At 66.0% G+C, this 15,721-nt stretch carries 15 protein-coding genes and 1 tRNA gene; 14 read left to right on the forward strand and 2 right to left on the reverse strand.

Annotated elements, in window-relative coordinates:
• Positions 1–161 precede the first annotated feature (161 nt).
• The 5 genes from J2S75_RS04680 (at position 162) to J2S75_RS04700 (ending at position 5,073) form a co-directional block, all read left to right on the forward strand.
• Positions 162–512 carry a EutQ-related cupin domain-containing protein gene (locus J2S75_RS04680; RefSeq protein WP_307018658.1) on the forward strand — a complete coding sequence of 117 codons (351 nt, stop codon included), beginning with the start codon at positions 162–164 and terminating at the stop codon, positions 510–512.
• Between the two features lie 89 nt (positions 513–601).
• A complete protein-coding gene (locus J2S75_RS04685; protein ID WP_307018660.1) occupies positions 602–2,344 on the forward strand; it encodes an alkaline phosphatase in 1,743 nt (580 codons plus the stop codon).
• A gap of 17 nt (positions 2,345–2,361) precedes the next feature.
• Positions 2,362–2,856 (forward strand): hypothetical protein, encoded by a 495-nt coding sequence (locus J2S75_RS04690; protein ID WP_307018661.1) that lies wholly within the window; start codon positions 2,362–2,364, stop codon positions 2,854–2,856.
• Between the two features lie 2 nt (positions 2,857–2,858).
• Complete coding sequence (locus J2S75_RS04695; RefSeq protein WP_307018663.1) at positions 2,859–3,581, forward strand: ABC transporter ATP-binding protein; 723 nt, start codon at positions 2,859–2,861, stop codon at positions 3,579–3,581.
• Between the two features lie 109 nt (positions 3,582–3,690).
• Positions 3,691–5,073, forward strand: coding sequence for an FtsX-like permease family protein (locus tag J2S75_RS04700; RefSeq protein WP_307018665.1), 1,383 nt, complete (start codon positions 3,691–3,693; stop codon positions 5,071–5,073).
• Positions 5,074–5,246: 173 nt separating this feature from the next.
• Here J2S75_RS04700 and J2S75_RS04705 read toward each other — a convergent pair.
• Together J2S75_RS04705 and J2S75_RS04710 are read right to left on the reverse strand one after the other, a co-directional pair.
• Positions 5,247–5,322 (reverse strand) — tRNA-Ala (locus tag J2S75_RS04705).
• 166 nt (positions 5,323–5,488) lie between these two features.
• The gene (locus tag J2S75_RS04710; RefSeq protein ID WP_307018667.1) at positions 5,489–5,887 is read right to left on the reverse strand and encodes a TIGR02300 family protein; all 399 of its coding nucleotides are present in this window, start codon (positions 5,885–5,887) and stop codon (positions 5,489–5,491) included.
• Between the two features lie 213 nt (positions 5,888–6,100).
• On the opposite strand from J2S75_RS04710, the gene aroA reads away from it, so the two are divergent.
• From aroA to J2S75_RS04755, 9 genes are all read left to right on the forward strand, one after another.
• A complete protein-coding gene (aroA, locus tag J2S75_RS04715; RefSeq protein ID WP_307018669.1) occupies positions 6,101–7,465 on the forward strand; it encodes a 3-phosphoshikimate 1-carboxyvinyltransferase in 1,365 nt (454 codons plus the stop codon).
• Positions 7,462–8,100, forward strand: coding sequence for a (d)CMP kinase (gene cmk / locus J2S75_RS04720; RefSeq protein ID WP_307018671.1), 639 nt, complete (start codon positions 7,462–7,464; stop codon positions 8,098–8,100). The genes aroA and cmk overlap by 4 nt, the downstream gene beginning before the upstream one ends.
• Positions 8,097–8,567 (forward strand): carboxymuconolactone decarboxylase family protein, encoded by a 471-nt coding sequence (locus J2S75_RS04725; RefSeq protein WP_370874086.1) that lies wholly within the window; start codon positions 8,097–8,099, stop codon positions 8,565–8,567. The genes cmk and J2S75_RS04725 overlap by 4 nt, the downstream gene beginning before the upstream one ends.
• A gap of 3 nt (positions 8,568–8,570) precedes the next feature.
• Positions 8,571–9,344, forward strand: a complete 774-nt coding sequence (gene cobF / locus J2S75_RS04730) for a precorrin-6A synthase (deacetylating) (RefSeq protein WP_307018673.1) — start codon at positions 8,571–8,573, stop codon at positions 9,342–9,344.
• Between the two features lie 92 nt (positions 9,345–9,436).
• Entirely contained in the window at positions 9,437–9,778 is a 342-nt protein-coding gene (locus tag J2S75_RS04735) for a hypothetical protein (RefSeq protein WP_307018675.1), read from the forward strand.
• Positions 9,779–10,146: 368 nt separating this feature from the next.
• On the forward strand, positions 10,147–11,334 hold the full coding sequence (locus J2S75_RS04740) for a PspA/IM30 family protein (protein ID WP_307018677.1): 1,188 nt from the start codon (positions 10,147–10,149) through the stop codon (positions 11,332–11,334).
• 86 nt (positions 11,335–11,420) lie between these two features.
• Positions 11,421–12,575 carry an IS4 family transposase gene (locus J2S75_RS04745; RefSeq protein ID WP_307018679.1) on the forward strand — a complete coding sequence of 385 codons (1,155 nt, stop codon included), beginning with the start codon at positions 11,421–11,423 and terminating at the stop codon, positions 12,573–12,575.
• A 701-nt stretch (positions 12,576–13,276) separates the two neighbouring features.
• The gene (rpsA, locus tag J2S75_RS04750; RefSeq protein ID WP_307018681.1) at positions 13,277–14,983 is read left to right on the forward strand and encodes a 30S ribosomal protein S1; all 1,707 of its coding nucleotides are present in this window, start codon (positions 13,277–13,279) and stop codon (positions 14,981–14,983) included.
• Positions 14,984–15,194: 211 nt separating this feature from the next.
• Positions 15,195–15,566: a DUF4279 domain-containing protein gene (locus J2S75_RS04755; protein ID WP_307018683.1), complete on the forward strand. Its 372-nt coding sequence runs from the start codon at positions 15,195–15,197 to the stop codon at positions 15,564–15,566.
• Positions 15,567–15,721 lie beyond the last annotated feature (155 nt).

Consider the following 15,721-nt stretch of genomic DNA (forward strand, 5'->3'; position numbering starts at 1 on the left):
CCGTCGCGGCCGGGCGCAGGCGTCCGGTCGCGATGCGCCCACTCTCTGCGGTCGCCGCCTCTGTACTCACAAGAGCTTCAACGGCGGGAACTCTGCTTCCGCGTTGCCGTCATTTCCTTGCCGCCCGATGGACCGCCGGCCCGGGCCGCTGGGAGAGCATGATGAAGCTGCAGAAATTCGCCATCGCCGACGTCACGCTGGAGCGGACCCCCGGCACGGAGGCCGAGATCTTTGTCGGCAATGCCGTCGACGAGCGCCACGGCGGGCCGATCACCATCGGCTATGGCCGCTACGCCCCCAACCAGAGGCTGACGGAAACCATGGCGGTGGACGACGTGATGATCGTCCTCGCCGGCCGGCTTTCGGTGGCGGCGCAGGAGGTTGAGGTCGGGGCCGGTCCGGGCGAGATCGTCTACATGCCGAAGGGCGAGACGGTGACCATTCATGCGCATGAGGAAGGCGCTCTCACCGCCTATGTCACCTATCCCCATTGGCGCACCGCGCGGGAATAGGCCCCGCCCCCAGGGCGTCCGACCTGTTATCGCCGTGACACGTGGCGGCGCTAACAAGGCCGGGTAATCCGGTGTAGCGAGGGAACACCATGCGCCTTTTTGCAGCGCTGCTGGCCGCCACGGCCTGCTTCATCGGCACGGCCGATGCGGCGAATGTCTATCCGATCGATCGCGCCACAATCCTGGCCGGCTCGGCTTTCGACTTCAAGGTCGAGTTCGCCGGTGTCGTGAAGGCGGAGGATGTGTCGATCACCATCAATGGCGAACCTGCGGCCAAGATTCTCGGCAAGGACTTCGAGTTCATCGCCAAGGAAGAGGGCGTCGACGCGTCGGCGGTTCTGCTGCGCGCGGCCAAGGTGGTCAAGCCCGGCGCCTACGCGGTCGAGGTGAAGGCCGGCAATGACACCAAGACGGTGCATTGGGACGTGTACGGCACCCCGGACGTGCCGAAGGCCAAGAACATCATCTTTTTCCTCGGCGACGGCATGTCGGTGGCGCACCGCACCGGCGCCCGGCTGCTCTCCAAGGGCATGACCGAGGGCAAGGCCAATGGCCGCCTCGCCATGGACGATCTCGACTACATGGCCTTCATCGGCACCTCGTCGACGAACGCCATCGCCACTGACAGCGCCAACACCATGTCGGCGCACATGACCGGGCACAAGACGGCGGTGAACGCGCTCGGCGTCTATGCCGACCGCACCAAGGACCCGCTGGACGATCCGCGGGTGGAGAACATCACCGAAGCGCTCGCCCGCACCGGCCGCAAGTCGGTGGGCATCGTCACCACCGCCGAGGTCGAGGACGCGACCCCGGCCGCCGTCGTTGCCCATACCCGCCTGCGCGACCGCAAGGCGGATATCGTCGAGATGATGTTCGCGCTGAAGCCGGAAGTGGTGCTCGGCGGCGGCTCGGCCTATTTCCTGCCGAAAACCACCCCCGGCTCGAAGCGCAAGGACGACCAGGACTTCATCAAGGCGTTCACCGAGGCCGGCTACAGCCTCGCCACCGACGCCGGCACGCTGCAGGCGGTGGGGCAGGCCAACGCCGGCAAGATCCTCGGCCTGTTCCACACCGGCAACATGGACTCGGTGCTCGATCGCAAGTTCCTGAAGAAGGGCACGGTCGACAAGTTCCCCGACCAGCCCGGCCTCGTGGACATGACCAAGGTGGCGCTGGCCCAGCTGGCCAAGAACCCGGACGGCTTCTTCCTGATGGTGGAAGCCGCCACCATCGACAAGATGTCGCATCCCATGGACTGGGACCGCGCGCTCTACGACACCATCGAATTCGACCAGGCCCTGCGCGTGGCGATGGACTTCGCCAAGGAGCATCCCGACACGCTGGTCATCGCGACCCCGGACCACACCCACGGCGTCTCGATCATCGGCACCATTGACGACGACAAGCCGGGCGAGGACATGCGCGAGAAGGTGGGCGTCTACGCGGCCGCCGGCTTCCCGAATTACACCGACGCCAATGGCGACGGCTATCCCGACAAGGTGGACGTGTCGCGCCGCCTCGCCGTGTTCGCCAACAACTTCCCGGACTATTACGAGACCTGGCGGCCGAAGATGAACGGCCCGTTCGACCCGGCGATCAAGAACGAGAAGGGCGAGTACGTCGCCAACGCGGCCTATAAGGACCTGCCCGGCGCGGTGCTGCGCATCGGCAATATTCCGCGCTCGACCGACACCGCCGTGCATGCGGTGGATGACGGCGTCCTGCAGGCCTCCGGCCCCGGCGCCGAAGCCTTCAAGGGCTATATGGAAGAGAGCGACGTCTACCGCGTGCTGGTCGAGGCGTTCGCCCTCGCCCCGGCGCAGAAGTGATCCTGGGCGACGCAGCGATGTCGTCGTCGCCGCCGGCCCCCACGGGGGCCGGCTTTGACGGGCGCCGCGCCTTCCTCATCGGGAGCGCGCGGCTGCTGCTTGGGGCGGGCGGTGCCACTCTGTGCGGCCTGGCCGCTGCCGCCGCGACACGGCTCGACTTCGACGAGCTCTACGCCAAGGTCACCGTTCTGGGCCTGACCTTCTCCGACAAGGTCAAGAGCCTGAACGGCGGCGAGGTGACCATGCGCGGCTTCATGGCGCCGCCGCTGAAGGCCGAGGCCAATTTCTTCGTGCTGACCGAGATTCCGATGTCCATCTGTCCCTTCTGCTCCTCGGACAGCGACTGGCCTGACAATATCGTCGTGGTCTATCTCGACCGCGCCCAGACCTTCGTACAGGCCAATGCCCCGATCGACGTTACGGGACGGCTGGAGGTCGGTTCCTGGACCGACCCGCAGACCGGCTTCGTCAGCCTGCTGCGCCTGGTCGGCGCCGCCTTCCGGACCGTGTGACCATGCCGGAACTTCACGTCAGTGACCTTGTCGTGCGTTTTCCGGGGCTGGAACGGCCGGCGCTGGATATCCCCACGCTTCAACTGCCGGCCGGCGCTCATGTGGCGCTCACCGGGCCCTCCGGCTCCGGCAAGACCACCCTCATCAATATCCTCACCGGGCTCGACCGTGCGCCCGCCGGCCGTGTCATCTGGGGCGACACCGACATCGGCCGGCTGGGCGAGGGCGCCCGCGACCGCTGGCGTGCCGGGCATGTCGGGCTGGTGATGCAGGAGTTTCACCTGTTCCCCGGCCTCTCGGCGCTGGAAAATGTGCTGCTGCCGCAGCGCCTCGCGACGTTCCGGCTGGCGCCGGGCCGGCGGGCCGAGGCCGACCGCCTGTTGGCGCGGGTGGGCATTGAACGTCCCGGGCAGAAGGTGGAAACCCTCTCCCGAGGCCAGATGCAGCGCGTGGCCGTGGCCCGGGCGCTGGTGGCACGTCCGCCGATCCTCGTCGCCGACGAGCCGACAGCCAGCCTCGACGCCGATGCCGGGGCGGCGGTGGCGGAACTGCTCGCCGCGTTGGCGCGCGAGGTGGGGGCGACCCTCATCGTGGCGACGCACGATGCCCGGCTCATCGCCGGCATGGCGCAGGTGCTGCGCCTCGAAGCGGGGCGGCTGGTGCCGGCGGGCGCCAATCCGGCCGCACCGGCTCCAACTCACGCGGCCGTCGACCCCGCGGCCTAGTGCCTTCCGGTGCCCGCCAGGTCGGCGGATGGGCTCCGAATCATGTTGTCGCGTTTTTCTTCCCGCGAACCGCACCCCGCTTCGCCCGAAGATGCTTCAGGAGGCGCAGATGTTCCGGCTGATCGCGGCGGATCTCGTTCGGCATCGCTGGGGCGCGCTCGCCATTGCGCTGCTGATCGCGCTGGCGACCGCGCTCGGCGTGGTGGTCACGCTGGAGGAGCGCGCCCTGCGCCTCGGCAGCGCCCGGGCGGCGGCGGCCTTCGACCTCGTCATCGGCGCCCCCGGCAGCGAGACTCAGCTCGTGCTCTCGGCGGTGTTCCTGCAGCCGGCGCCGCTGACCCTGCTGCCCGGCAGTGTGCTGGCCGCGCTCGCCACCGACCCGCGCGTTGCCTATGCAGCGCCGGTCGGCTTCGGTGATTTCTCTGATGACCGGCCCGTAATCGGCACCACCCAGCCGCTGGTCGACGGTCTCGGCGGCGTGACCGAGGGCCACAGTTTCCGACGGCTGGGCGACGCCATCATGGGTGCCGCCGTGCCCCGCGCGCTCGGGGACAGCTTCCATCCCATGCATGGCCTCGCGGAAGCCCGCGGCGGGGTGCACAGTGCCATCACCTACCGCATCGTCGGGCGGCTGGCGCCAACCGGCACGGCATGGGACCGGGCCATCCTGGTGCCGATCGAGGCGGTGTGGCGCACCCATGCGCCCGGCACCCATGGCGCTGAGGACCATGGCAGCGAAGGTCACGGGTCCGAAGACCATGAAGACGCGAACCACGCGGCCGAGGGCCACGCGCAGGCGGAGGCGGAACCGCATGACGCGCCGGACCCCTCCGAGCCCGGCCCTGCCGCCGGCACGCCGGCGCGGACCATCGCCGAGGCGCACAGGCAGCGCGAGCAAAGCGACGCCGCCGGCTTCGATGCCCCGATCAACCCGGAGGCGTTGACGGCGCCCGATGCGCCGGGCGTGCCCGCCATCGTGGTGAAGCCGCGCACCATCGCCGATGCCTACCGTCTGCGGCAGGCCTACCGCACCGACCACACGCTGGCGGTGTTTCCCGGCGAGGTGCTCACCCGCCTTTACGGCACGCTCGGCGATGCGCGGCAGATTCTCGCCTTCGTGACGCTCAATGCGCAGCTTCTGGTGGCTGCGGCGGTGCTGCTGGTGGTGCTCATCCATGTCATGGGACGCCGTCGGCAGATCGGTGCGCTCAGAGCCTTCGGCGCGCCGCGCGCGGTGGTGTGCGCCGTGGTCTGGCTGGAGGCGGTGCTGGTGATCGGCGCCGGGCTGGCGGGCGGATTCGCGCTCGGCTTTGGCGTCGCCCGCCTGCTGGCGCGGCAGATTTCGATGCAGACCGGCGTTGTGCTGCCGGTGGGCTTCGCCGCCGAGGATGGCGGGGCCTTTCTGCTTCTGTTTGCCATTGGCGGGCTGGCGGCGCTGCTGCCGGCCGTGCTGGCCTATCGCCAATCCCCTGCGGCGGCCCTTCGCGCCTGACGCGCTGCGCGGGGTGGCCTGCTCAGGCGCAGGTGATTCGCCCTGCGCCGCGTATCGGCGCCGTTTCCGTGCATCGGCCGCGCCGCGCCGCGAACGACGCCGCACGCCGTCTCTTCAGGACAGTGTCCTGATCGGGAATGTCTTGATCGGGAATATCTTGGGGAAGTGAGATTTGGTGGAGCCAGGCGGAATCGAACCGCCGACCTCTTGAATGCCATTCAAGCGCTCTCCCAACTGAGCTATGGCCCCACCGAGGGCGCCGGATGCGTGGAGCGCCTTAGCGCTGCACTTTGGGTTCTCATCCGGACTTTCCGACCCGGATCGCTCCGGGACGGGACGCTCGTAAACCACAGGACGGATCAGACTGCAAGCCTCGATTTTAAATCGAGTGATCCGTCCCCAGGGCTTTCCGCTTTCAGCTCTCTTCGTCGTCCTCGATGCCGTCGCCGATGAGATCGGTCACGTCATCATCGCCATCCTCGTCTTCTTCGAGGAAGGTGTCGTCGTCATCGGTCGCGACCTCGTCGTCGTCGATTTCGAGATCGTCATCGACGGCCGCCGCCTTGGAGGTGCCGGCGGCTTCCTCGTCGGCGTCCTCCAGCGAGACCAGCTCGACATCGGCGACCTCTTCCAGGTCGGGATCGGCCGCAACAGCAGCGGCGCGCGGGGCTTCTGCGCGGCCGCGGGTGACCGGAAGGGTGATCGGCACGATCTGGCCGGTATAGGGCGAGATCACCGGATCCTTGTTCAGGTCGTAGAACTTCCGCCCGGTGACGGGGCAGACGCGCTTGGTGCCTAATTCAGGTTTCACCACGGTTTCGGACCTCGGGTGGTGATGGAAAGGGTGCTCCCATTGAACCGCTGAGGGGGCGGAGTCAAGCCGCATCTGCACGGGCCGTGGCGGCTGGCCAGCCCCCGTGCTAGGAGGGGCCCCGCATTTGGCGCCGGAGGAGGCCTCTCCCGGCGTTCCGCGTTACCGCCCCCGGCCGGGCGGTTCCCCGATCGATCGCAAGACAAGGCTTGAGTGATGAGCAGCACCGGTCACGCCACCCTCCCCGTTCCCGCCCGTGCCCGCCGTTCGCCGGCGCTGAAGGGGCGGGTGCGCGTGCCCGGCGACAAGTCGGTCTCGCACCGCTCGCTGATCTTCGGTGCGCTCACCGTCGGCGAGACCCGCATTTCCGGCCTTCTGGAGGGCGAGGACGTGCTCAACACCGCCAAGGCCTGTGCCGCGCTCGGCGCGGATGTGGAGCGGGTGGGCGAGGGCGAATGGCGGGTGCACGGCGTCGGCGTCGGCGGGCTGCGCGCCCCCGACGGCGTGCTGGATTTCGGCAATGCCGGCACCGGTTCGCGGCTGATGATGGGCGTGGTCGCCGGCAACCCGATCACCGCCACCTTTGACGGTGATGCCAGCCTGCGCCGCCGGCCGATGCGCCGCATTCTCGACCCGCTGGAGAAGATGGGTGTCGCGGTCGTCGATGCCGCTGACGGCGGGCGCCTGCCGCTCACCCTCAAGGGGCCGCAGGAACTGGTGCCGATCACCTATGAGAGCCCGGTCGCCTCGGCGCAGATCAAGTCGGCGGTGCTGCTCGCGGGCCTCGGCGCGCCGGGTGAGACCACGGTGATCGAGAAGGAGGCGAGCCGCGACCATACCGAGCGCATGCTCACCCATTTCGGCGCCGAGGTGACGGTGGAGCCCTATGGCGAACATGGCCGCAAGGTAACGCTGAAGGGCCGGCCGGAGCTGAAGCCGGCGCCGATCCGCGTGCCGGCCGACCCCTCGTCCGCCGCCTTCCCGCTGGTGGCGGCGCTGATCGTGCCGGGCTCGGAGGTGGTGATCGAGGGGGTGATGACCAACCCGCTGCGCACCGGATTGTTCATCACGCTCAAGGAGATGGGCGCCGACATCACCTTCGAGAACGAGCGGGTGGAAGGCGGCGAGAGCGTCGCCGACATCCGCGTGCGGGCCTCCGCGCTCACCGGCGTCAATGTGCCGGCGGAGCGGGCGCCGTCGATGATCGACGAATACCCGGTGCTGGCCGTTGCGGCCGCTTTCGCCACCGGCGAGACGCGGATGAACGGACTTTCCGAATTGCGGGTGAAGGAATCCGACCGCCTCGCCGCTGTGGCGGATGGCCTTGCGCAGGCGGGGGTGGCCTATCGCATCGAGGGCGACGACCTCATCGTCACCGGCGCCGGGGCGGCGGCGGGGGGCGGCACGGTGGCCACCCATATGGATCACCGCATCGCCATGAGCTTCCTCGTCATGGGCCTCGCTACCGACAAGCCCTTGAAAGTGGACGATATTTCCTTCATCGCCACCTCCTTCCCCACCTTCTTGCCCCAGATGCGGGCGCTGGGGGCTCTCATCGATACCGAGGCTGTCGCGGGATGATCATCGCGCTGGACGGACCGGCCGCCTCGGGCAAGGGCACCATCGCCCGGCGGCTCGCCGCGCATTTCCGCCTGCCGCATCTCGACACCGGGCTGCTCTACCGCGCGGTGGGCGCCAAGGCTTTGGCAGAACACGTCAATTTCGAGGATGTCGCCGCCCTCGAACGCCTCGCCGGCGCGCTCGACCCCGCCGCTTTGGACCCGGAATCGCTCAAAGCCGGCGCCATCGGGGAAGCCGCCTCGCGCGTTGCCGCCCTGCCGGGCGTGCGCGCCAAGCTGTTGACCGTACAGCAGGATTTCGCCCACCAGCCCGGCGGCGCGGTGCTGGACGGGCGCGATATCGGCACCGTCATCGCCCCGCAGGCGGAGGTGAAAATCTTCGTCACCGCCACGCCGGAAGCCCGCGCCGCGCGCCGCCATGCCGAGCTTGTCGGGCGCGGCGAAGCCGTCACTTTCGAGCAGGTGCTGGCGGATATTGCTAAGCGCGATGAAAGGGATAGCGGGCGCGCCAGCGCCCCGCTGCTGCGCGCCGACGATGCCGAGATCCTCGACAACACCCATCTCGGCGTCGAGGAAAGCTGGCAGGCGGCGCTCGCCATCGTCGCCCGCCGGCAGGGCCTGGGAGGGGCGCGATGAGCGTGGCTAGTGAGTCCGATGAGGTGGATGATGTGACCGATCGGGCCGATGCGGCCGACCTGACCGGGAAGGCCCCGGCGGAAGACAAGCTCGCCCGCGGCAAGGCGCGGCTCTCCGCCATCACCGGCCGCTCCGGCGAGGAGGTGATGGCCGCGCTCGGCGATGTCGCCCCGGATTTCGCCCGCTACATTTTCGAGTTCGGCTATGGCGATGTCTATTCCCGCCCGGGGCTGGATCTGCGCGCCCGCATGCTCGCCACCGTCGCCGGGCTGGTCTGCCTCGGCCATGCCGAGCGGGAGCTGCGCGTGCATATCGGCTCGGCGCTGAATGTGGGGGCGACGCGCGACGAGGTGGTGGAGGTCATCATGCAGATGGCGCTCTATGCCGGCTTCCCCGCCGCGCTCGACGCGCTGCTGATCGCCAAGGAAGTCTTTTCCGCGCGCGATGCCGCCCCCGCGGCGGGGTAGGCCATGCGGCGCGTGCTGGTCATCGGCATCGGCATGGGCGAGGCGGAAGGGCTCACCGGCCACGCCATCTCCGCCCTTGCCCGCGCCGAGGTGTTCTTCCTGCTCGACAAGGGGGAGGGCGCGGGGGAGCTGGTGGCGGCGCGCGAGAAGCTGATCGCCCGCTTCGCCAAGCCCGGCCACCGCGTGGTGCGGGCGCCGAGCCCGCCTCGCCGCCCCGCTGCGCTCGCGGGCGCGCGCGAAGCGTATGAAGGCGCGGTGGCGGACTGGCACGGTGCCCGCGCCCGCCTGCTCGCCGGCCTCATCGCCGGGGAGCTGCCGGAGGAGGGCACGGGCGCGCTGCTCGTCTGGGGCGACCCGATGCTCTATGATTCGACCCTGCGGGTGCTCGGCGCGGCGCGGGCGCAGACGGATTTCACCGTCGAGGTTTTCCCCGGCCTCACCGCGCTCCAGGTGCTGTGCGCGGCGCATGAAATCCCGCTCAACGCCATTGGCGAGGAGGTGGCGCTCACCACCGGGCGCAATGTGGCGAAAGCGACGCCCGCATCCCCCGCCTTCGCCGTGCTGCTGGATGATGGTTCCGGCCTTGCCGCGCTGGCGGCGCGGGGTTTTGACGGCGACATCTGGTGGGGCGCCAATCTCGGCACATCGGCGCAGGTGCTGCGGCACGGGCGGCTCGGCGCGGTCGCGGACGAGATTGCCGAGGTGAGGGCGCAAGTGAAGGCGACGCGCGGCTGGGTGATGGATGTGTGGCTGGCCCGGGCGCTGCCCCCCGGCTGAGGCAGGCGGGCGTTTCGCTTGGCGTTTTCGCGCGGTTGGCGCGCGCGCATTCCCCGGCATAATGGGCCCAACGCAGCCGCGAGGAGCCCGCCATGGCCGCCGACCCGCGTGACGATTCGCTTGAGGATGCCGGCCGTCGCCCCGGCCTGCCGGCGCGCCCCGTGCCGGCCCGGCTTGCCGCGCCCGGTGGGGCGGAACCCGCGCCCCGTCCGGAGGCTGCGCCCCGGGGGGAGGCCGCCTCCCCCGTGCTCGCCTGGCTCGCCGCCCCGCCGACGCACCCTCAGGAGATGAAGGCGGCGGCCGAGATCCGCCTCGGCCCGCTGCGCCTTTCCGCCGGCGCCCGCATGACCCCCGCCGCCGTGCTCGCCGCCGGGGTGTGCACCGGGCTGATCCTCATGGGCGTCGCGGCGGTGGTGCGGGCGGGGAGGCGGTGATCCTTCTGCCGGGACAAGCGCTCGGCCCCCGCCGGGCGCTGCGCATGGGGAGCCCCGGCTTCAACGCGCTGCCGCCAGCGTCATCCCGGAAGGTCCGCAGGTTCTGTCCGGGATCGTGTCCCAAGCCTGGTAGACGATCCCGGCCCTTCGCCTTCGGCTGCGGCCGGGATGACGGTCTCAAGAACGGAGCCAACATACCGGCGCATTGGGGCGGAAGCGATGGAGAGCAGACTGCTGAAGACAGATGGCGGATGACTGATGACGCTTTATTTGCTGAAATGGCAGCTCATGTGATTCTAAAATTAACCTGCCCGTGATTTGCGCCTTCAAAAAGGCGACCACGTTGCGAGTCAAGATTCGAGAGAATTATGCTTTCTTTTGCAACGGAGTTTCCTGTTCCATCAGAGGGTGTGGAATCGATTTTTTTGGCTACAATTAAGAAATGGATTATTGAATCGCCTCACACCGCTTTTACAGAGTCGGATATAGCGCATGTTGGTCTCGGCGATGAATTTAATGTTCAAGTCGGGAGTCAAATTCTATCTTCGATTTCAGTATCAAATAACAATGAAGTTACTTTAGCTTCTAAACTCGTTGCTGAAGATAGGGATATTGAATGGACTACGAGCATCGTACTTCATAAAAATGGAGAAGAGTGCTGGATAGGCGTTCGGACCTCTCGCGAGGCGCGGAATGCCACCGTATCTCTTCCCATGGCCAAGAAGCCAGTCATAGTTAGATTGATTCTTGACGCGTTGGGTGGCGCCAATGATGGCGACCTCGCGGTTCAAGGGGTACCAAGATTTTTAACAAACAATGAGATCGCGCTCGCCGCCCAGATAGTGCTTGGTTCGATCGAGACGAGACTTCCAGTCGTATACGTTAGCGTATCGTTTAATGGTCGACCCGCAGTCGACCCAAGCACCCTAGCAAAAGAATTATCTGGTATGGCTCATGTTGTGGTAGAGCCAAATCGTCCATTTTCTCAGCGCTTGCAGCTAGAGGTTAACTCGCTTAACGTTTATGGAGGCGTTGTCGGGATATATTGGCCAGATGCGGCTGGTAGGCGATTGTTTTTTCGACCTTATGATTATCACAAAGCTGCAGATCTTAGAGGAGATATATTTTCTGCCATAAGGACGTCTTTGGTAAATCGGCAGCCTCTTTACAATTGTACCTGGGATTCGGCGAAGGAGGCTTTATCAAGAAAAATTGTTTCGGAGCTTAAGGCCGTCGACTCTAAGGAGGTCGATTACTATATCGAGCAGTTTGATCAGGAGCTTGCTTCGGTAAAGCAAAATCTCGCTTCTTCTGAAAAAGAAATATCTCGACTGAAGAGCGAAATCAGGCGCTATGAGGCCATGAGCCCCCCTGCCGTAGGGTTGGCGATCAATCCCGGATCAGAGCAGGAATTTTATCCGAGAGAGATATTAAGTTGTATAATTGACGTCCTTACGGATGCGAAGAACAATCTAGGTTCGGATAGTAGGCGGAGGCATTTGATAGAATCTGTCATCAATGCCAATCCGGCGACAAATGAAGCTGGCTCCTCATGAATCCCCTCATTTTCCCGGACTCGAAAACGCCTGATTTTGAGATTCCGAGGTCGTGCTGAAGGACATCAGCCGGCTTGAGGGGAACGATGCGCGGGGCGAAGAGACGATTTGATTTTGTTCATGAATTCGTTATCCGGGTGTTTGCCGACGACTTGCACGCCAAGCGCATCCTGTCGTTGGCCAACGGAACGCTTGGGGTGATGACGGGAGCGGCTCTGGCGGTTTCGTTGATCGGCCATGCGCTCGCCCACGCGCGTGGATTGGTGTCGAAGTCGGCGATCAAGCAGGTCGACCGGCTCCTGAGCAACCCGGGCGTGGTCCCGTGGGACTTGTTCGGCTCGTGGGTCGGCGAGGTGGTGGGCGCTCGGCGCGAGATCGTCGTGGCGATGGACTGGACCGACTTCGACGCCGACAATCAGTCCACGCTCGCCCTGCATCTCGTCACCCGTCACGGCCGAGCGACGCCGCTCCTCTGGCTGACCGTCGACAAGGACGAATTGAAGGACCAGCGCAACGATTTCGAGGACCTGTGCCTGTCGCGGCTGAAGGCGCTGCTGCCCGAAGGCGTGGCGACGACGATCCTGGCCGACCGCGGTTTCGGCGACGTCAAACTGTTCGAGTTCCTGGAAAGCCTCGGCTTCCAATACGTCATCCGTTTCCGAGGCAACATTCACGTCAGCGCGGCCGACGGCGAAACGCGGCTGGCCGCCGATTGGGTCGGCAAGCACGGGCGGGCGCGGAAATTGCGCGACGCCGAAGTTTCGGCCGCCCGCCAGAAGGTCGGCGCGGTCGTGTGCGTGAAGGCTGTGGGCATGAAGCAGGCTTGGCATCTGGCCGCCAGTGACGCCTCGCTGTCCGCGCCGCAGATCATCAAGCTCTATTCCAAGAGGTGGACCATCGAACCCAGCTTCCGCGACAGCAAGGACATGCGCTTCGGCATGGGGCTGGGCGCGCTCAGGATCGACGATCCAAGGCGCCGCGACCGCCTCCTGCTCCTCAATGCCTTCGCCATCCTGCTGCTGACGATCCTGGGCGCCGCCGGCGAAAGCCTCGGCATGGATCGTCAACTGCGAACCAGCACCGCCAAACGCCGTGTCCACTCCCTATTCCGACAAGGCTGCCTGCTCTACGACCTCATTCCCAACATGCCGGAGGAGCGCCTGCGTCCGCTCGTCGAGCGATACGCACAACTCATCCGCCAAAACGCGACATTCACCGGAGCCTCGGGATCACGTAAATGAGGGGATACTTGAGAGCTGGCTCCGAGCGCGCGAAGCTTAAGTCGCTATTGAAGTCCTATAAGAAGATGGATGGAAAGGTGCGTGCAGAGCTAACAGCAATGGGCTTTACGATTTCGGAAATCGGGAAGCACTATAAGCTAATATATAAGAACGATCCAAGATATACATTTACGCTTCCAAAGACAGGAGGCGATGTGAGAGGCGGGCTAAACTCGGTTAGCGATATAGCTAAAAGGCTGTTTTAACTCCCCCTCCCCTCAACCGCTTGCCCTTCCCCTCCCCTTGCGCTATTGCACGCGCGTGTCCGGGCCACCATTTATCGAGGCGGTCCATCGGGAGGGCCGGAGGCGCGGGATGCGCGCTCTCCGTCGCTTGGAGGCCTGCCCTCCGATTCCCGCCTCGCGGCTTGCCCCGGACCCATGCAACTTATCTCGGCGGCGTGCCCGTGCGTGACGACCCCTTCGCCAAGGGGCCGCGCCCGGACCGGCGCCGAACAGGTGTTTACCCGGAGTGCGATCCGATCCGATTGAGTCAGTCGGATCGGTACATCGCCCTCTAAGTTCCAAGCCTTCTCTCCCGCGGCCAGCGCGCCGGGTCCGCTCTCTCAAGGGGCGGACAGCGCCGGGCCTGCCAGACCCGGCGTCCGTGGGAAAGAAGGCTCATTCAACCCCGTCCGGCGCAGATCCTGGCAAGGAGCATCTATGTCCGCTACTCAAACGCTTGCCGCCGCGCGTGACGATTTCGCCGCCATGCTCGAAGAGAGCTTCGGCCAGTCCGAGCTCGCCGAAGGTTCCGTCGTCAAGGGCATCGTCGTCGCGATCGAGAAGGATCTCGCGATCATCGATATCGGCCTGAAGACCGAAGGCCGCGTGGCACTGAAGGAATTTGCCGGCCCCGGCCGCGACCAGGACATCAAGGTCGGTGACGAGGTCGAGGTCTATCTCGAGCGCGTCGAGAACGCGCTGGGCGAAGCCGTCCTCTCCCGCGACAAGGCCCGCCGCGAAGAAAGCTGGGTCCGCCTCGAAAAGGCGTTCAACGCGCAGGAGAAGGTGACGGGCGTCATCTTCAACCAGGTCAAGGGCGGCTTCACCGTCGACCTCGACGGCGCCGTGGCCTTCCTGCCGCGCTCGCAGGTCGATATCCGTCCGATCCGCGATGTCGGCCCGCTGATGCACAACCCGCAGCCGTTCCAGATCCTCAAGATGGATCGCCGCCGCGGCAACATCGTGGTCTCGCGCCGCACGGTTCTCGAAGAGACCCGCGCCGAGCAGCGCCACGAGCTGGTGCAGAACCTCGAAGAAGGTCAGGTCATCGACGGCGTGGTCAAGAACATCACCGATTACGGTGCGTTCGTCGACCTCGGCGGCATTGACGGCCTGCTGCACGTCACCGACATCGCCTGGCGCCGCGTGAACCACCCGACCGAGGTGCTGAACATCGGCCAGACGGTCAAGGTGAAGATCATCAAGATCAACCACGAGACCCACCGCATCTCGCTCGGCATGAAGCAGCTGCTCGGCGATCCGTGGGAGGGCATCGAGGCCAAGTACCCGGTGGAGGCCCGCTTCAAGGGTCGCGTCACCAACATCACCGACTACGGCGCGTTCGTGGAACTGGAGCCGGGCATCGAAGGCCTGATCCACGTCTCCGAAATGAGCTGGACCAAGAAGAACGTCCACCCCGGCAAGATCGTCGCCACTTCGCAGGAAGTGGAAGTGGCGATCCTCGAGGTGGATCCGGTCAAGCGCCGCATCTCGCTCGGCCTCAAGCAGACCCTGCAGAACCCCTGGGACGCCTTCGCCGAGAAGTATCCGGCCGGCGCGGTGGTCGAGGGCGAGGTCAAGAACAAGACCGAGTTCGGCCTGTTCCTCGGCCTCGACGGCGATGTGGATGGCATGGTCCACCTCTCCGATCTCGACTGGAACCGTCCGGGCGAGCAGGTGATCGAGGAGTTCAAGAAGGGCGACATGATCAAGGCGGTCGTTCTCGACGTGGATGTCGAGAAGGAGCGCATCTCGCTCGGCGTGAAGCAGCTCGGCGGTGACCCCTTCCAGGACGCCGGCGAACTGCGCAAGGGCGCCATCGTCACCTGCGAGGTGATCGACGTGAAGGATGGCGGCGTCGATGTGAAGATCATCGGCTCCGACATGACCACCTTCGTCAAGCGCTCGGAACTGGCCCGCGACCGCGGCGACCAGCGCCCGGACCGCTTCGCCGTCGGCGAGAAGTTCGACGCCCGCGTCACCCTGTTCGACCGCAAGGCGCGCAAGGTGCAGGTGTCGATCAAGGCGCTGGAAATCGCCGAGGAAAAGGAAGCCGTGGCCCAGTTCGGCTCGCAGGATTCCGGTGCCTCGCTCGGCGACATCCTCGGCGCCGCGCTGAAGAAGGCGAGCGAGAAGGCCGATTGATCGGCCTCTCCCGGAGGGGCGCTCAAGCTGCCTCTCCTCGGCCGGCTGACGGCTGATAGCTGAATGCGAGACGGCCGGCGTGGCAACACGCCGGCCGTTTTGTTTGGGGGCGGGGCCCGCCGGAAACGCAAGGGCTGTCAAGATTGAAAGAGGGCGTGCGCGGGCGGCTCTCGCCTCACAGGCGCCAGCTCACCGACGCGAAGAGGGGGCCGTGACGGAAGACTACAACGACGACTACGCCACCTGCGATCGCACCGCGGTTCATCTCAACATCTACACCGGCGGGTCAGACCCCGATGAGGTCACGCGCGCGACCGGCCTCACACCGACGCGTCTGACGCGGCAGGGCGAAATCGTGCTGTTGAGTCGTGGGCGTCACCGTGTCTCGCCCCTCAATGCATGGTTTCTCGACCCAGAACACCATGTCAGATCACGCGATCTCCGCCGCCATATCGACTGGGTGCTGACCCGTCTCGTCGACGCCCGCTTCGATGCCGCCGCGTTGAGCCAAAGGGGATGGGATGTTCGTTTTAACGGCATCTGGTGGTCACGATACAATACGGGGGCCGATGCTTTGGCCTAGGCAGTCGATCGCGATCGGCAACCTCGGCCTTGAGTGCGGATTCGAGTTCGCGTTTTACGGTAACGACGAGGAAGCGTGAGAGCGCCGGCGCCGCCGTTTCAGAGGGATAAGCCCCGAGGGGTGGTGCGCCAGAGCATCTCGCCCCGTTCTGGCCT

The sequence above is a fragment of the Ancylobacter polymorphus genome, assembly GCF_030813495.1.
Taxonomy (GTDB): domain Bacteria; phylum Pseudomonadota; class Alphaproteobacteria; order Rhizobiales; family Xanthobacteraceae; genus Ancylobacter; species Ancylobacter polymorphus.

Excerpts from the sequence above, each read along its gene's own strand:
- J2S75_RS04680 (WP_307018658.1), top strand. The coding sequence starts at position 162 with ATGAAGCTGCAGAAATTCGCCATCGCCGACGTCACGCTGGAGCGGACC.
- J2S75_RS04685 (WP_307018660.1), top strand. The coding sequence starts at position 602 with ATGCGCCTTTTTGCAGCGCTGCTGGCCGCCACGGCCTGCTTCATCGGC.
- J2S75_RS04690 (WP_307018661.1), top strand. The coding sequence starts at position 2,362 with ATGTCGTCGTCGCCGCCGGCCCCCACGGGGGCCGGCTTTGACGGGCGC.
- J2S75_RS04695 (WP_307018663.1), top strand. The coding sequence starts at position 2,859 with ATGCCGGAACTTCACGTCAGTGACCTTGTCGTGCGTTTTCCGGGGCTG.
- J2S75_RS04700 (WP_307018665.1), top strand. The coding sequence starts at position 3,691 with ATGTTCCGGCTGATCGCGGCGGATCTCGTTCGGCATCGCTGGGGCGCG.
- aroA (WP_307018669.1), top strand. The coding sequence starts at position 6,101 with ATGAGCAGCACCGGTCACGCCACCCTCCCCGTTCCCGCCCGTGCCCGC.
- cmk (WP_307018671.1), top strand. The coding sequence starts at position 7,462 with ATGATCATCGCGCTGGACGGACCGGCCGCCTCGGGCAAGGGCACCATC.
- J2S75_RS04725 (WP_370874086.1), top strand. The coding sequence starts at position 8,097 with ATGAGCGTGGCTAGTGAGTCCGATGAGGTGGATGATGTGACCGATCGG.
- cobF (WP_307018673.1), top strand. The coding sequence starts at position 8,571 with ATGCGGCGCGTGCTGGTCATCGGCATCGGCATGGGCGAGGCGGAAGGG.
- J2S75_RS04735 (WP_307018675.1), top strand. The coding sequence starts at position 9,437 with ATGGCCGCCGACCCGCGTGACGATTCGCTTGAGGATGCCGGCCGTCGC.
- J2S75_RS04740 (WP_307018677.1), top strand. The coding sequence starts at position 10,147 with ATGCTTTCTTTTGCAACGGAGTTTCCTGTTCCATCAGAGGGTGTGGAA.
- J2S75_RS04745 (WP_307018679.1), top strand. The coding sequence starts at position 11,421 with ATGCGCGGGGCGAAGAGACGATTTGATTTTGTTCATGAATTCGTTATC.
- rpsA (WP_307018681.1), top strand. The coding sequence starts at position 13,277 with ATGTCCGCTACTCAAACGCTTGCCGCCGCGCGTGACGATTTCGCCGCC.